The 14612-nt window shown below is 72.6% G+C and carries 7 protein-coding genes; 5 read left to right on the top strand and 2 right to left on the bottom strand.

The genetic code is table 11. The features are described 5' to 3' along the window. Positions 1 to 83: 83 nt before the first annotated feature. Positions 84 to 2651 (bottom strand): LuxR C-terminal-related transcriptional regulator, encoded by a 2568-nt coding sequence (locus BM236_RS04350; protein WP_091120607.1) that lies wholly within the window; start codon positions 2649 to 2651, stop codon positions 84 to 86. Positions 2652 to 3176: 525 nt separating this feature from the next. On the opposite strand from BM236_RS04350, the gene BM236_RS04345 reads away from it, so the two are divergent. Together BM236_RS04345 and BM236_RS04340 are read left to right on the top strand one after the other, a co-directional pair. Then, a complete protein-coding gene (locus BM236_RS04345; RefSeq protein WP_091120604.1) occupies positions 3177 to 9404 on the top strand; it encodes a DUF5979 domain-containing protein in 6228 nt (2075 codons plus the stop codon). Between the two features lie 37 nt (positions 9405 to 9441). Then, a complete protein-coding gene (locus tag BM236_RS04340; protein WP_091120602.1) occupies positions 9442 to 10122 on the top strand; it encodes a class E sortase in 681 nt (226 codons plus the stop codon). 60 nt (positions 10123 to 10182) lie between these two features. Here the strand turns inward: BM236_RS04340 and BM236_RS04335 are convergent, their stop codons facing one another. Further along, complete coding sequence (locus BM236_RS04335; protein ID WP_091120599.1) at positions 10183 to 11076, bottom strand: oxygenase MpaB family protein; 894 nt, start codon at positions 11074 to 11076, stop codon at positions 10183 to 10185. Positions 11077 to 11194: 118 nt separating this feature from the next. Here BM236_RS04335 and BM236_RS04330 point away from each other — a divergent pair, with 118 nt between their 5' ends. The 3 genes from BM236_RS04330 (at position 11195) to BM236_RS04320 (ending at position 14588) form a co-directional block, all read left to right on the top strand. After that, complete coding sequence (locus BM236_RS04330; protein WP_091120597.1) at positions 11195 to 12526, top strand: hydroxyacid-oxoacid transhydrogenase; 1332 nt, start codon at positions 11195 to 11197, stop codon at positions 12524 to 12526. An 11-nt stretch (positions 12527 to 12537) separates the two neighbouring features. Further along, positions 12538 to 12972, top strand: coding sequence for an acyl-CoA thioesterase (locus BM236_RS04325; protein ID WP_245750122.1), 435 nt, complete (start codon positions 12538 to 12540; stop codon positions 12970 to 12972). A gap of 257 nt (positions 12973 to 13229) precedes the next feature. Further along, entirely contained in the window at positions 13230 to 14588 is a 1359-nt protein-coding gene (locus tag BM236_RS04320) for an LLM class flavin-dependent oxidoreductase (protein ID WP_091120595.1), read from the top strand. The last annotated feature ends 24 nt before the right edge of the window (positions 14589 to 14612 follow it).

Genomic DNA, 14612 nt, shown 5'->3' with positions numbered 1-14612 from the left:
CACAGGATCGAACATCTAGGAGAGAGTGGCAAGAGACCGCGTCAACGGTCGTCCGGCCAAGTGCAGCGAGGCGCCCACATCGGTCACGGCTGGCGTCTGCCCGAGATCAGGCCCGCCGCGCGCGCCCGCGCGACGGCATCCTGCTGGGACTCGACGCCGAGCTTGCGGTAGAGGCTCCGCTGCTGGGTACGGACGGTGCTGTAGGAAACTCTGAGGTCAACGGCCACCTGCCGGATCGACAGGCCCTCCGCGATGCGATCGAGGACCACCTGCTCGCGCGGGGTCAGCTCGACGAGGGTGATCGGCCGGGCGAAGACGTCCGGGGCGCCTGCTAGAGGCTCCTCGGCGAGGAGCTCGACCGCAGCCGGGAGGCCCGCGGCCAGCTCTGCCAGGTCGGCCCGCGGAACGGTTGAGAAGGGACGGATCGCGCCCGTCGTGCGAGCGGCCAGCACCGCCTCGCGCAGAGCGTCCGTAGCCGCCGCTGCCTCACCCGATCGGTGCGCGGCCACAGCCCGCAGGAGGAGCATCTCCTGCCGATGTCGGTAGCAGGCGCGTCGCTCCCACCCGGCGTCGCCGGTCAGCGCGAGCGCTGTCGTGGCATCGCCGGACAGCAGCGCGAGCCGCGCTCGGGCCACCTTGAGCGACGGCGAGCGGCGGTGCTCGCCCTGGAGGACGGCGCGCGCCTGGTTGCCCTGTCCGAGGGCGAGGAGGAGCTCCGCCTCGACCGCTGCGAGGAGGGGCGCAGCCGATTCCGACACGGTGCTCCGCCGGCGCCGAGCTGCGTCGATCTGCTGCAGGACGCCCGCCGAGGTTCCGGTGTGGACGGCGAGGAGCGCGCGGGCGTAGAGCTGGTGGCCCCACCTCGCGCCGGGCACGGCGCTTCCCCGCAGCTCGCGCTCGGCCCGCCTCGCCGACGGCAGGTCCAGGGTGTCCACCGCCAGCAGCAGCCGGGCGACGCCTCTATCGAGCCGGTCACCGAGCCGTGTCCGATCATCCGTTGCCCGCTCGGCGGTCGGGGGTTGCAACCAGCTGCTGGCATCGAGCACGTCACCGTGCAGCGCGTGCGCTAGGGCCAGCCGCGCCGCCGCATGGCCCTCGGGCCGACCTGGGGAGCCCGACGAGCGACGGCTCGCCTCCTCGAGGTGTGTGATGCTGCGGCGCAGGTCACCGGCGGCAAGGTACGTCTCGCCCACCTCGAGCCTGACCGAGCCGTAGAGGTCGGCGACCTCGCCCGGGCGGGCCTCGCGGGCGGTAGCCGCTAGCTGGGCAAGGCGCTCGGCGAGCACGACCGCCTCCGGCAGTCGAGGCGGTGTCCGAAGTGCCGACAGGACCGCCATCCCGGTGCCCAGCGCCGTGATCGCGGCGTCCGTCGCGCCGAGCCGGGCGAGGTCGTCCGGCTCCGCAGGCAGGATGGCGGCACTCAACGCCGGGTCGTCGATCCCCAGGACGAGCGCCCGGAGCGCGCGTGCCGGGCCGACGGAGGAGTCGCCGAGGATCTCCGTGGTCGGCACCGCGAGCAGCGCCTCCTCGAGCGCCCGGCCGTGGGAGTCGAGCAGCAGCCGCCAGGAGCCGTCCACGATCTCGACGACCAGCGGCCAGGCGGCGGCACTCACGGCATGCGCGAGTGCCTCGGCCGGACGGTCGTGGTCGGCGTACCACCGCGCCAGACGCCGGTCCAGCTCGGGCAGGTGCTCGGACTGGTGGCGGTGCAGGTCGTCGATGAGGGACCGGCGCACCGCCGCCGGCCAGCGGTACATCGACCCTGCGCCCCGCGTGCCGACGGGGACCAGCCCTCCAGCGGCGACGAGGGCCTCGAACCTGGGAGCGGCCGCAGGGTCGGCGGTGAGCAACCCGGCGAGGTCGGCGTTGACCTCGTCCGGCAGCGCCGTGACGGCGGCGAATCGCATCGCCTCGGGCTCGGCGACGCTTGGAAGGAGACGATCGCGCAGCCATTCGGCCGCGACCTGCTCGAGCAGCCCCGGCACCTCTGCGCCGTCGGCCGGCGCGTGCCGCAGTGCCTCGAGCATGGCGCGAGTGAGCTCCGGCCAGCCTCCCGACGCCTCCCGGAGAGCGGCCAGGTGAGGAGGTGTCGACGGCGCGCCGTCGACCACCTCGGCGAGGGCCGCCGTCTCCTGGTCGCTGAACAGCAGGTCCTCACCGGTCAGCTCGGTGACCGTCAGACCCGACGTCACTCGGGCACCGAAATGGCGGTGGCTCCGCGTCGCGACGACGAGCCGTAGGTCTGGAACGTGGCGGACCAGGTCGAGCAGGGCCCCCTCGGCCGCTGGGGTGGCGACGTTCTCGAAGCCGTCGACGTAGAGGACCAGTGGCCGGCCGGCAGCGCTGATGATCCGGGCTGCCGACGACTGGGGCGAGCGCAGGTGTGAGGTCGACGGCTCCGGCAGCCCCCGGTCGGTGAGCGCCTCCATCATCGAGATCCAGAAGCTGCCCGGGTCGCCCTCCCCGGGTCGTACACGGACGCCCACCAGGAGCGACCCGCCGTCGAGGTCCCGGTCGACCCACTGGCGCAGGAGCACGGTCTTGCCGAAGCCCGCCGGCGCCCGCAGGACGGTCAACCGGGCGCCACGCGCGATCCGGTCGAGGAGATGGGGGCGAGGGAGGAACGGGCCCGCGACCGGGGTCGTCGTCACCTCGTCCCCCTCGCCGCTGCCGCGAGTCCTGCGATGCTCCGACGGTCGACGGGCCGTCCTCCGCACACCTCGCGACGCATCGCGATCCCCCTCGAACGCTGACTCGGATGAGTAAAGGACGATAGGGCACGCGCCTCAGGAGGCGGCGCGGAACGGCCACTTCGTCCACCGAACACCTCGTCCGCCCGTGGCCCGTTCGGGCCCGGTGACCGGGACGGTGAACCCGGGCCCGGCGCCGGCCGGAGGAGCGGCGACCTGAGCGGATCGTCGGGCAAAGCCCGCTGATCCGGCCGGTGGTTCCCCGCCCTTCTTGGGACCGTCGAGCCAGATCGCATCCATGCTGGCACCGACCCGTCGTGCGACCTGTGTCGCGCACCCAGCCTGTGGGGGCTTTGGGCACCAGCCGGGTCAAGAGGCCGCATGGGGCGGCATCGTTAGGGGACACACGCACATGCTTGCCGTGCGCGACATGGGATTCGCGCTGCCTTTCGGGACACACATCGCGACTGTCGGGGGACTGCGCTGATGGCCGCGCGTCGGTGGCGCCACGCCGTCATCTGGGCGACCGCCCTGCTGGTCGTCGCCAGTGGGACGTCATTCGCCTCGGAACCGGACCCGACTCCCACGGCGACCAGCTCCACCGCCTCCGCCAATGGCGATGTGGCGAGCGACGCCGCGTCGGACGAGGTCGGCAGCCCGTCGACCAGCCCCTCCGCCGACCCCTCCGCCGACCCGTCCGCCGACCCGTCGACCGGCCCCCAGGCGTCGACCCGCTCCGGTGTCCGTGCCCTGGCCGCCGCGGTTCCTCAGTCGGTGGTCGGCGTGACGAAGGAGAACGACCTCAACGGAACGCCGGCGCGCCCCGGTGACCAGTTCACCTACACCGTCGCCGCGCGCTGCTCCGGCCTGACCGCCGGGTGCGTCAACCAGACCGTCACCGACGTGCTTCCCGCGGGGCTCGACGTCACCTCGCTGCCGCAGGCGACCGCTCAGCGGACGGTCACCTACGACTCCGCCACCCGGACGCTGACGATCTCGTTCCTCGAGCCCCTCCAGGCCCCCGTCGGCTCGGTCGGCCTGAACGACGGCGCCACCCGCGTCCTTGAGATCGGCGTGCGGCTGCCGGCGGACACCGGGCTCGCCGACGGCAGCACGATCAGCAACACCGCGACCACTGTCGCCGACAACGCGCCGGAGGCGTCGGACACCAACGTGGTCGACGTCGAGGTGCCTCGCGTGGTCAAGCCCGTCGCCACGAAGAACTGGACCGATGGCTCCGCCATCGCGGGGAGCGACGAGGACACCACCGCGGTGCTGGGCGTGCGCAACGCCTCCACCGGCCCCGTCATCATCGACGAGCTCTCACTGACCGACGACACCGCCGCGACGTACGAGCGCTTCGACCTGACCGGAGTCGAGCTCACCCGGCTCCCGGCCGGTGCCGACACCGCGCGTCTGCTGGTCTGCACGCAGCCGGCCGGCACCTGTGCCGCCGGTGACTATGCCCTGGTCGACACGCGGACGTCGACGGGCACGTTCGCCGTCCCCTCCGCTGGCCAGGTGACCGGGATCCGCGTCGTCTTCGTCGACGCCGGCGGGGCCGCCCTCCCCTACGACGCGACCGGCGGCGAGGTGCGCGCCGGGCTGCGCCTTCGTGACGCGCTCCGCACCAGCGGAAGCCCGATCAAGCCCAGCAGCCGCCAGACGGTGTCGAACTGCGCCGTCCCAGCCGCCGTCGACGACGCGGGTGTCAGCACCACCGGCACCCAGGCCTGCGACACCTTCGACATCCTCCCCGACACGGTCCTGGTCAACGCGCAGAAGACCTTCGTCGCCGACACCGACGGTGACTGGTCCCGGGGCGCCGGCGAGTACGCCGTCGTCGGCCGGCACTCCCCGGTGACCGCGACGATCTCGGCCAAGAACTTCTCGCCGTTCCCGCTGCGGACGCTCGTCATCACGGAGCCGGACCCCGGGGCGGCCGCCGGCCTCTCGGAGTTCGACTCCGTCGACGTGACGTCGGTGCGGCTCCGGTTGCCGGCCGGAGCCACGTCGGCGAGCCTCGTGGTCACCTACGCGGACAGCACCACGGCGACCTTCACGCACACGGCCAACGCCACCGTTGACGTCACCGGACCGGGTGTCGGGGTGACCGGTCTCGAGGTCACCTACACCGGCGTGGACGCCGACGACCAGGCGACGATCGCCGAGGGCAGCACGGCGTACCTCGACATCCACGGCACCTTGAACGACTCCGTCGACGACGACGACCTGCCGAACGGCACTTCCCCGGGTGTCGGGAACTGTGCCTCCTGGCAGGCGAAGGCGACGACGTCGAACAGCACGGGCACGGCCGCTGGGAACGCTTGCGCGAGCCTGACGGTGGAAGCCCCCCGTAGCTCGGGGTCGGGCACGAAGACGAGCAGCCAGTCCACCCTTCCGCCCGGTCAGCCGGTCGACTTCGACCTCACCCTCACCAACAACGGCAACCTGCCGCTCGTGTCGCCGGTGATCAGCGACCCGCCGGCGGACGCCGACGGCACGCCGCGTGCCCAGGACAACCCGTTCGACACCGTCCGGCTCCTGTCGGCGACCGTGACCAAGGATTCGGGTACGCCGGCCACTGCGCTCGAGGTCTACGACCCGCGCGGCACCGGTCAGTGGGTCACCTACGACGCCAGCGACAGCGCCCTGCTCGAGGCGGCCACCGGTGTGCGGGTCCGGGTCCTCGGCGAGCTGACCCCGACCAAGCGCGTCTTCCTGCGGCTCACGGTGCAGCGCCGCGACGGGATCACCGACGGCCAGCAGGTGACCAACTGCTTCTCCAGCTGGGCGACGGGGTGGTCCGGCTTCAGCGGCGACGTCTGCGCCGCGGGCGTGCAGACGGCGCCCGCCTCGAGCGGCGCCGTGCTCAACAAGTCCCTGCAGCCCGGCCAGCTCGCCGAGCAGATCCCGGGCGTGGGCCAGCAGACGGCCAAGCTCAGGCTGACCGTCGCGAACACGGGCAACGTCAGCGCGAACCGTCTGCTGGTGACCGACGACGACCGTGTCGCCGCCGGTGACACCAGCGACTTCTGGGACGCCGTCGACCTCGGCACGATCAGCGCGGTCACCTTCCCGCTCGGCGCGGACCGGGTCACGATCGACGCACTCACCTCGACCGGTTGGAAGCCCGGCTCGCCGGATGGCGCAGCACCGTGGGGCCTGCCGACCGGGGTCGCGGCCGGCGACGTGATCGGCCTGCGGTTCACCTTCACCTCCAGCACCGGCGGCTACGCCCTGCGCCCCTGCGAGGGCTCGCCGACGCCAGCCTCCTGCACCGGCGCGGTCGTCGTCGACGTGCACCCGCGTGCCGCCCGGCGCTCCGACGGCCAGCCCGTCGGTCGGGTGACGCTGACCAACACGGCCACCGGCGGCTTCGAGACCCGACTGCAGGCGGCCGGCACGACCCAGCCGATCGACCCCGTGGACGCCACGCTCGGGTTCGTCGCCGGCAGCCCCCAGCTCTCGGTCGACAAGAGCCCGAACAGCTCCATCGCCCCCGGTGAGACGGCGCCGTTCCTGCTCAAGGTGACCAACACCGGCACCGCCGACCTGCCCGGTCTCGTGGTCGAGGACACCCTTCCGGCGGGGCTCAGCTTCGACGAGTCGTTCCAGGGCGACGGCGGCCGGCCGTTCAAGGTCGTCGCCACCCAGGTCCCGGCCGGCACCGATGCCGTCCCGGCTCCGGACTTCTCGACCGTCGCCGACAACGGCACGGTCACCGGGCTGCGCTGGTCGTTCGGCTCGTGGGTCCTGCGCCCGGGTGCCACCCTCACGCTCCAGATCCAGGTGACCCTCGCGCCCGGCGTCGTCGAGGGGCAGGTCAGCACCAACCGCATGGGCGCCACGTCCTCGCACCCGCAGCTCGCGTGCGGCACCGGAAGCGGCACGTCCTCCGACGGCTCGTTCGGTGCCGGCACCTGGTGCACGGACTCCGCGGCGGTGACGACCAAGGCCGGCGCCGCGTTCCAGGCCCGCAAGTGGGTGGCCGGCACCGACGCCCTGGGATGGTGGAACAACGTCGCCCAGCAGGCCGTCCCGATCGGTGACGCGTCCTGCCCGGCCCGCACCGAGGCCGGGCGCACGTACACCGCCTACCCCTGCGTCGCGCTGGTCAACCCGGGCGACCGGTTCGACTACCTGCTCCGCTTCGTCAACGCGGGCACCGAGCCGGCCACGGCGATGCGCGTCGTCGACCGGTTCCCGGTCGAGGGCGACAAGGGCGTGGTGCTCAGCAGCACCGACCGCGGCACCCAGTGGGACAACCGGCCCACCCTCGCCACGGAGCCGGCCCTCGTCGGCGCCGGCGCGCTGGTGACGACGTACGCCGACTCCGAGCCGCTCTGCACGGGCGACCTCTCCATGGCGAACACGTGCGCGGCGGGCTCCTGGTCGGCGCCCTTCGGCCCGAGCGCCGTCGCCGCCCAGATGCGGGTCTCCTGGGGGACGCCGCTCGCGCCGGGTGACGGCGTGAGCATCCGGTTCTCGATGAACACCCCGCTCCAGGTGACCCGGGTCGCCGACCCGACCATCGCCTGGAACTCCTTCGGCCATGCCGAGACCACGAAGCGGTCGGCGGGCGCGGACCGCGTCCTGCCCGCCACCGAGCCGATCCAGGTCGGGGTCGCGACCGCGTACGGAACCCTGCGCGTGACCAAGCAGGTCACCCAGAATCCGGGTGCCCTGCCGGTCAGCGGTCTGCAGTTCAAGTTCGCCTACTCGTGCACGATCGACCCGGTCGGCAACCCCGAGCAGACGGTCGCCACGGGCACCCTCAGCCTGCACGACGGCGAGCACGCCGACGTCACCGGAGTCCCTGCCGGAGCACGCTGCGAGGTCACGGAGACCGACGCGCAGGGTGGCGTGAGCGACCACCCGACCGGCGACCCGGTGGCTGTGACGATCAAGCCGCAGCTCGGCACGCAGGACAACGCCTCGGCCGTCACGATCAGCAACGCCTTCCCGCTGACGAGTCTCACCGTCTCCAAGACGGTGGCCGGCCCGGCCGCGCAGTACGGGGCGGGCAAGAGCTACCCGGTGACGGTGGACTGCAGCTTCGCCGGCACCACGGTGACGGGGTTCCCGCAGACCGTGTCGGTGGCAGCGGGCGACGCCGAGCGGCTCGACGTCCCGACCGGTGCGCTCTGCACGGCGACCGAGCTCGACGCGCACGGCGCCACGGGCACCGTCGTCGCGCCGTCGACGGGTGTCCAGGTCACGGCGGACGGGGCCGCGCAGCTCGCGGTCACCAACACCTTCGAGCAGGGGCACCTGCGGATCGTCAAGAGGATCGCCGGAGCCGGCGCACCGCTCCCGCGCGGACCGTTCACCTTCCAGGTGGCGTGCACGTTCGACGGTGACGCCATCGCCCCGGTCACGGTGGAGGCACACCGTCTCGCGGGTGAGAGCGAGATCTCGGCCGACGTACCGCTGCTGCTGCCGGTCGGCGCCGTCTGCACGGTCTCCGAGACCGGGAACGGTGGAGCGGACGCCACGCCGGCGCCTGTCACCGTGACGATCGTCCAGAACGCCGACGACAACACGGTCGAGGCCACCTTCACCAACGAGTTCTCGGCCGGCACCGTCGCGCTCTCGAAGGTGCTCGCGGGTGCCGGAGCGACGGCCGCCTACGCGACCAACGCCACCTTCACGGTGCTCGTGACCTGCGCCCAGGGCAGCGCGACCAGCGTCGTCTACTCCGCGCCCGTGCAGATCAAGGGCGGCGAGCGCCACGAGCTGACCGACGCCGACGGCGACCCCGTCCTGCTGCCGCTCGGCACGCGGTGCTGGGCGGAGGAGACCGCCACCGGTGGCGCGACGTCGCACAGCAGCGCGACCGGTTCCTACGCCGACGGGGCCGAGGTGGTCGACGGGACGCCGAGCGACCTCCAGCACCTCGAGCTGACCGTCACGAACACCTTCGACCTCGCCTCGCTGACGTTGTCGAAGAAGGTCGAGGGCGCCGCGGCGGCGTTCGCGTCGGGTCGCACGTACGACGTCGCGGTCAGCTGCGTGCTGCCGCAGAACGGCGTCGACACGCCGCTCGTCACCGACGAGCCGCACGCGCTGCAGGCCGGCCAGTCCGTCACGGTCGCCGACCTCCCGGTCGGCGCGGCGTGCTGGGCCCGGGAGACCGACGCCGGGGGCGCCACCTCCAGCCGGGTCACCCACCCGACCCGGAGCGGGGCGCTCGCGCTGACGGCCACGGGCGGCGACGTCACGGTGACGAACACCTTCGACGCGGCGCAGCTGCTGATCGAGAAGAAGGTCGTCAACGGACCCGTGGGTCCCTACCCGTTCGTGCTCGCCTGCACGACTGCTCAGGGTGCGGTCACGCTCCCGGCCCGGGATGCGGCGTTCAAGCTCAGCAACGGCGGCCGCAAGCGCGTCGAAGTGCCGCTCGGCGCGAGCTGCACGGTGAAGGAGACTCACGTGGCGGAGGACGACACGGTCACCTACAGCGACTCCGACAGGCGCGCCGGCGGACGGCGTGACGGCCGGGTTGTCGCTGCGCCCGGCAGCACGGTCCGCGTCACCAACACCTTCAGCGGTGCGACAGGCGATGTCTCGGCGAGTGCGGGCGACCCGAGCGCCTCCGGTGCGCTGGCCAGCACGGGCGGGCCCTCCTGGTGGCTGCTCCCCGTCGGCGTGCTGCTCATCGCCGGTGGATCCGCCGCAGCCTGGGCGGCCCGGCGTAGGCGCGCCTCCTGACGGCACGGCTCTTCGGCTCGCGCCCGGGCGGTCCTCGATGACTGCCCGGGCCGCGAGGGGGCTCTGGCGAGGGTCGATGTGGCCCGGCCTGGTCCTGGCTTGCCTCGGAGTCGTGCTGCTGGGCTACGTCGGCTGGGAGTACGCCGGCACGAACGTCGTCTCCCACCATCGCCACCACGACCTCGAGCGCCGTCTGCACGAGTCATGGGCGACCGGTCACCCATCGGTCCGCACGAAGTGGGGAAAGGCCGAGGCGCTCGTCCGCATCCCCCGGTTCGGTGCCGGCTACCGCGTTCCCGTGCTGGAGGGTACCGACAGCGCCGCGCTCGCCAGCGGCTTCGGACACTACGAGGGGACGGCCGGTCCGGGTGAGGCCGGCAACTACGCGCTCGCTGCGCACCGCGTGACCCACGGCGAGCCGCTTCGGGACATGCCCGACCTGAGGGAGGGCGACGAGGTCGTCGTCGAGACCGCCACCGCCACGTACACCTACCGCCTCGTGACGGGCGGCACGGATCTCGTCGTGTCGAGCACCGCCACCTGGGTGACCGACCCGGTGCCCAGAAATCCGACTGCCGGCGGTGCCGAGCCACCACAGGACGCCTCGCAGCACCTGCTGACCCTCACCACCTGCTCGGAGCTGTTCCACACCGACGACCGGACGATCGTCTTCGGCGTGCTCGTCGGGACGGTCGAGCGCGACGCGGCCGCTTCGTAGCCGGAACCGTGCTGCCCGGCGCGCCGCCGACCGGCGCGAGTGCGACAGGCCGATACCGGGTCAGGCCGAGCCTGTGGCCGAGGGCGAGGCCGGGTCCGAGGTCCGCTGGACCGGGCACCCGGTGGTGAAGGTGCCCAGGTCGGCGAGGTCGAACCCGTGGGGGTAGGAGCGGATGCGACGCATGTCGCGGACCAGCTTCGGGCGCCGGCGCGGCGGGAGGCGCGCGACCAGCCGGGCGCGGAGGCGCAGCCCGCCGGTGGAGATCCGGCGGACGAGCGGGCTCGGCTCGGGGTAGCAGAAGGCGCGCAGCAGCGGTGGGTCCATCAGCGCCCGGCTGAAGACCCGCACCAGCGGTGCGAGCGGCCGGGGACAGAAGCCGACCAGCAGGTCGAGGGTGGCATCGGCGACCCGGCGGCCGCCCTCGTCGTAGTCGAAGTGGGCCGCCTCGTAGTCGTCCATCAGCCGCGCGAAGCCGGCGTAGGTGTCGGGGATGTCCTTGATACCCATCCGGCTCCCCAGCGCCTGGTAGTAGCGGACGGTGGCGAGCCGCTCGGCGTCGGTCAGCCGCCGCCACCCGTAGGAGTCGAGCCAGCGCTGGGGTACGACGACGAAGGTGGCGAGGACGTAGCGCAGGTCGTCGTCGGAGATGTCGTACATCCGGTGCATGGCATTGATCCGGCGCAGCGCGACCTTGCCGTCGGCCGAGTCCAGGCCCGACACGAGCCCCGCCTCGAGGAGCAGCGAGGTGTCGTCGTACCGCTTCTGGGTGCGGGTGGTGAACTCGCCGGTCTCGAAGAGCAGCCGACCGATGCTCGGCACGGCGTAGGTGCGGAAGAGCGCGAAGCTGAGTGCCTGGTTGAGGTCCCACGGGAACTCGTGGAGCCCGAGGTTGCGATAGATCTCCTCGTGGTCGACCTCCGGGTCGAGGCCGGCGTTGCGGTCGGGCCTGCCCATCGCGCCTCCTCGGTCTCGCTCCGGACGACGCTAGAGCCGAGCGGAGGCGGGCGTCCATGCCCGCCGAATGGGCACGGCACTGCCCACGCCACCCGATCGCCCACTAACGTCAGCCGCGATGCGCCCTCACCTTCACCACGCCCACGCCGAACACGTCGAGCTCGAGTCGGCCTTCACCGTCGACGCCTCGCGCGTCACCTTCGGTCCCGGCTCGCTGCGCGAGGTGGGGCTGCGGGTCGCCCGCCACCTGCCCGACGGCGGCCGGGTCGCGCTCTTCACCGACGCCCGGCTCCGCCGCACCGAGTGGTACGACGACACGATGGCCGCCCTGCGCGAGCAGAACCTCGAGGTGGTGGTCTTCGACGAGGTCCTCGTCGAGCCGACCGACGCGTCGATGCAGGCCGCCGTCGGGTTCGCGCGCGAGGCCAAGCCCGACGCCTTCGTCTCCCTCGGTGGCGGCTCGGTGATCGACACCGCCAAGCTCGCCGACCTGCTCAGCACCCACCCGGGTGAGCTGATCGACTACGTGAACGCGCCGCTCGGTGCCGCCACGCCCGTGCCCGGCCCGCTCAAGCCCCACGTCGCCTGCCCGACGACGAGCGGCACCGGCAGCGAGGTCACCGGCATCGCGATCTTCGACCTCGTCTCGGCCCATGCGAAGACCGGCGTCAGCAGCCCCCTGCTGCGGCCGACGGAGGCGGTCGTCGACCCGCGCACCACCGCCTCCCTCCCTGCGGACGTGGTCGCGAGCAGCGGCCTGGACGTGCTCTGCCACGCGGTCGAGTCGCTGACCGCGCGCGCCTACGTCGGCCGACCGGTCGCCTCGCCGGTGACGGCCCGCCCGGCCAGCCAGGGCGCCAACCCCTGGAGCGACCTGGGTGCGCGCCAGGCCATCGAGCTGATCGGCCGCTACCTGCGCCGGGCCGTCGCCGACGAGCACGACGAGGAGGCGCGCCACCAGATGATGTGGGCGGCCACCCTGGCCGGCATCGCGTTCGGCAACGCCGGCGTGCACGTCCCGCACGCGATGGCGTACGCCGTCGCGGGCGTGCTGCACGACATCGGCTCGGACTACCGGCCGGCCGGCTACGTCGGCACCGAGTCGCTCGTCCCGCACGGCTTCGCCGTGGCCGTCACCGCCCCGGCCGCCTTCCGGGCCCTCGCCCCGACCACGCCGTTCCGTCACTTGGAGGCGGCCCGGCTCCTGGGCGGCGACACCGCCGGCGTCGGCCCGCGCGAGGCCGGCGACGTGCTCGCCGAGGCGGTCGGGAGCCTGATGCACGACGTCGGCGCCCCCAACGGCATCGGCGGCGTCGGCTACACCCTCGACGACGTCCCGGCCCTCGTCGCGGGTGCGGCGCCCCAGCGCCGGCTGCTCGACAACGCGCCCAGCCCGGTGCACGAGGACGAGCTCCACGCGATCTTCAGCGACGCGCTCCGGGCCTGGTGATGGCGGCGCCGGTGGAGAAGCCGAGTCGGCCGGCGTACGGCGACTATCCGCACCATGCCGAGATCACCACCCGCTGGATGGACAACGACGTCTACGGCCACGTCAACAACGTGACCTACTACAGCTACTTCGACTCCGTCGCCAACGAGTACCTCATCGAGCGCGGCGGCCTCGACATCGAGCACGCGCCAGTGATCGGGCTGGTCGTCGAGTCGGGCTGCAGCTACCACGCGCCGGTCGCCTACCCGCAGCGGCTGCGCGCCGGGCTGCGCGTGGACCGGCTCGGCGACCGCGCCGTCACCTACGGCATCGCCATCTTCACGACCGACTCCGACGAGGCGGTCGCGCACGGCCACTTCGTGCACGTCTTCGTCGACCGCGAGGCGCGTACGTCGACCACCATCCCCGGCCGCATCCGCGCGGCACTCGCCGCGATCTCCGTCTGAGCGTCAGCCCACGGAAGGCCGGCGCGACACGCGCCGTCCAGAACGTGGACGTCGTTGACTCTTTAAAGTCGAGTGTCTTACTGTAGTTACATGAGAACGAATCGACCCCGCCCTCTCGGCGGCCGTTCCTGTCGCTGCTCTCACTGACCTCCGCCCCTGCGGGCTTCCCCCACTCCCTGCGCCCTCTCGGCCCCCGTCATCGACCCGGGCCGCTCTGCGGCGCGCCCTCGCCCCCACCCCACCAGAAGGGACCCCCTGTGAACGCCCAGACCGGCCGCCAGCTGAGCCTCAACGCCTTCCTGCACGACACCGGCCACCACGAGGCCTCGTGGCGGCACGCCGACAGCTCCGTCGAGCGGGTCGGCGACATCACCTGGTACCAGGAGATCGCCCGCACCGCCGAGGCGGCCAAGCTGGACGCCGTCTTCCTGGCCGACAGTCCCGCCTGGTACGGCACCGGCTACCGGCCCAGCCACGAGTTCGAGCCGATCACCCTGCTCACCGCGATCGCGACGGCGACCGAGCGGATCGGCCTCGTCTCGACCGCCTCCACCTCGTTCTACGAGCCCTACAACCTGGCCCGCCTCTTCAGCAGCCTCGACCGCATCTCCGGCGGCCGGGCCGGCTGGAACATCGTCACCACCTTCAGCGAGGACGCCGCCCGCAACTTCGGTCTCGACGCGACGCCCAGCAACGAGGACCGCTACGAGCGCGCCCAGGAGTTCGTCGACGTCGCCACGTTGCTCTGGGACAGCTGGGAGGACGACGCCGTCGTCGCCGACCGGCCGTCCGGCGACTACGTCGACGTCAGCAAGGTCCACGCGATCGACCACGTGGGGCGTCACCTCAAGGTGAAGGGCCCGTTCAACGCACCGCGCTCGCCGCAGGGCCGCCCCGTCTACATCCAGGCGGGGTCGTCGAACGAGGGTCGAGCCTTCGCCGCCCGCAACGCCGAGGCGATCTTCACCGCCCACCAGACGCTCTCCGACGCCCGGGCGTTCTACGACGACATCAAGAGCCGCGCGCGGTCGTTCGGCCGCAACCCCGACCACGTCCTCGTGCTGCCGGGCATCAGCCCGTTCATCGCCGACACCGCCGAGGAGGCGAGGGAGCTCTACGAGCACTTCAACGGCCTGACCGTGCCGGCGTACGGGCTCGACCAGCTCGAGAAGATGGGCGGCGTCTCGCTGCGCCACCTCGACCTGGACGAGGTTGTCCCGATCGAGGCCTTCGGGAGCGCCGGCAACGTGCTCGACAACAGCCGGAGCCGCAAGCAGGTCATCGCCAACATCCTCGAGCGCGACCGGCCCACGCTGCGCCAGCTGCTCCACCGGCTGGCCGGCGGCCGCGGGCACAACGTCGTGCACGGCACGCCGGTGCAGATCGCCGACACGATCCAGGAGTGGTTCGAGAACGGTGCCGCGGACGGCTTCAACGTCATGCCGCCGCTCTACCCCCAGCTCCTCGACGCGTTCATCGACCGGGTCGTCCCGATCCTGCAGGAGCGCGGGCTGTTCCGGACCGAGTACGCCGGCGACACCCTGCGCGACCACTACGGCCTGCCCCGCCCCGACAGCGTCTACAGCGCCGACCTGGCGCTCGCCTCGGGCAAGTGACCTCCTCCCGTTCCCCGATCCGAA

The sequence above is a fragment of the Nocardioides terrae genome, assembly GCF_900112345.1.
Taxonomy (GTDB): Bacteria; Actinomycetota; Actinomycetes; order Propionibacteriales; family Nocardioidaceae; genus Nocardioides; species Nocardioides terrae.
This window is presented reverse-complemented; position numbering and strand designations above follow the sequence as displayed.

Coding starts and splice junctions, on each gene's coding strand:
- BM236_RS04345 (WP_091120604.1), top strand. CDS start 3,177: ATGGCCGCGCGTCGGTGGCGCCACGCCGTCATCTGGGCGACCGCCCTG.
- BM236_RS04340 (WP_091120602.1), top strand. CDS start 9,442: ATGACTGCCCGGGCCGCGAGGGGGCTCTGGCGAGGGTCGATGTGGCCC.
- BM236_RS04335 (WP_091120599.1), bottom strand. CDS start 11,076: ATGGGCAGGCCCGACCGCAACGCCGGCCTCGACCCGGAGGTCGACCAC.
- BM236_RS04330 (WP_091120597.1), top strand. CDS start 11,195: ATGCGCCCTCACCTTCACCACGCCCACGCCGAACACGTCGAGCTCGAG.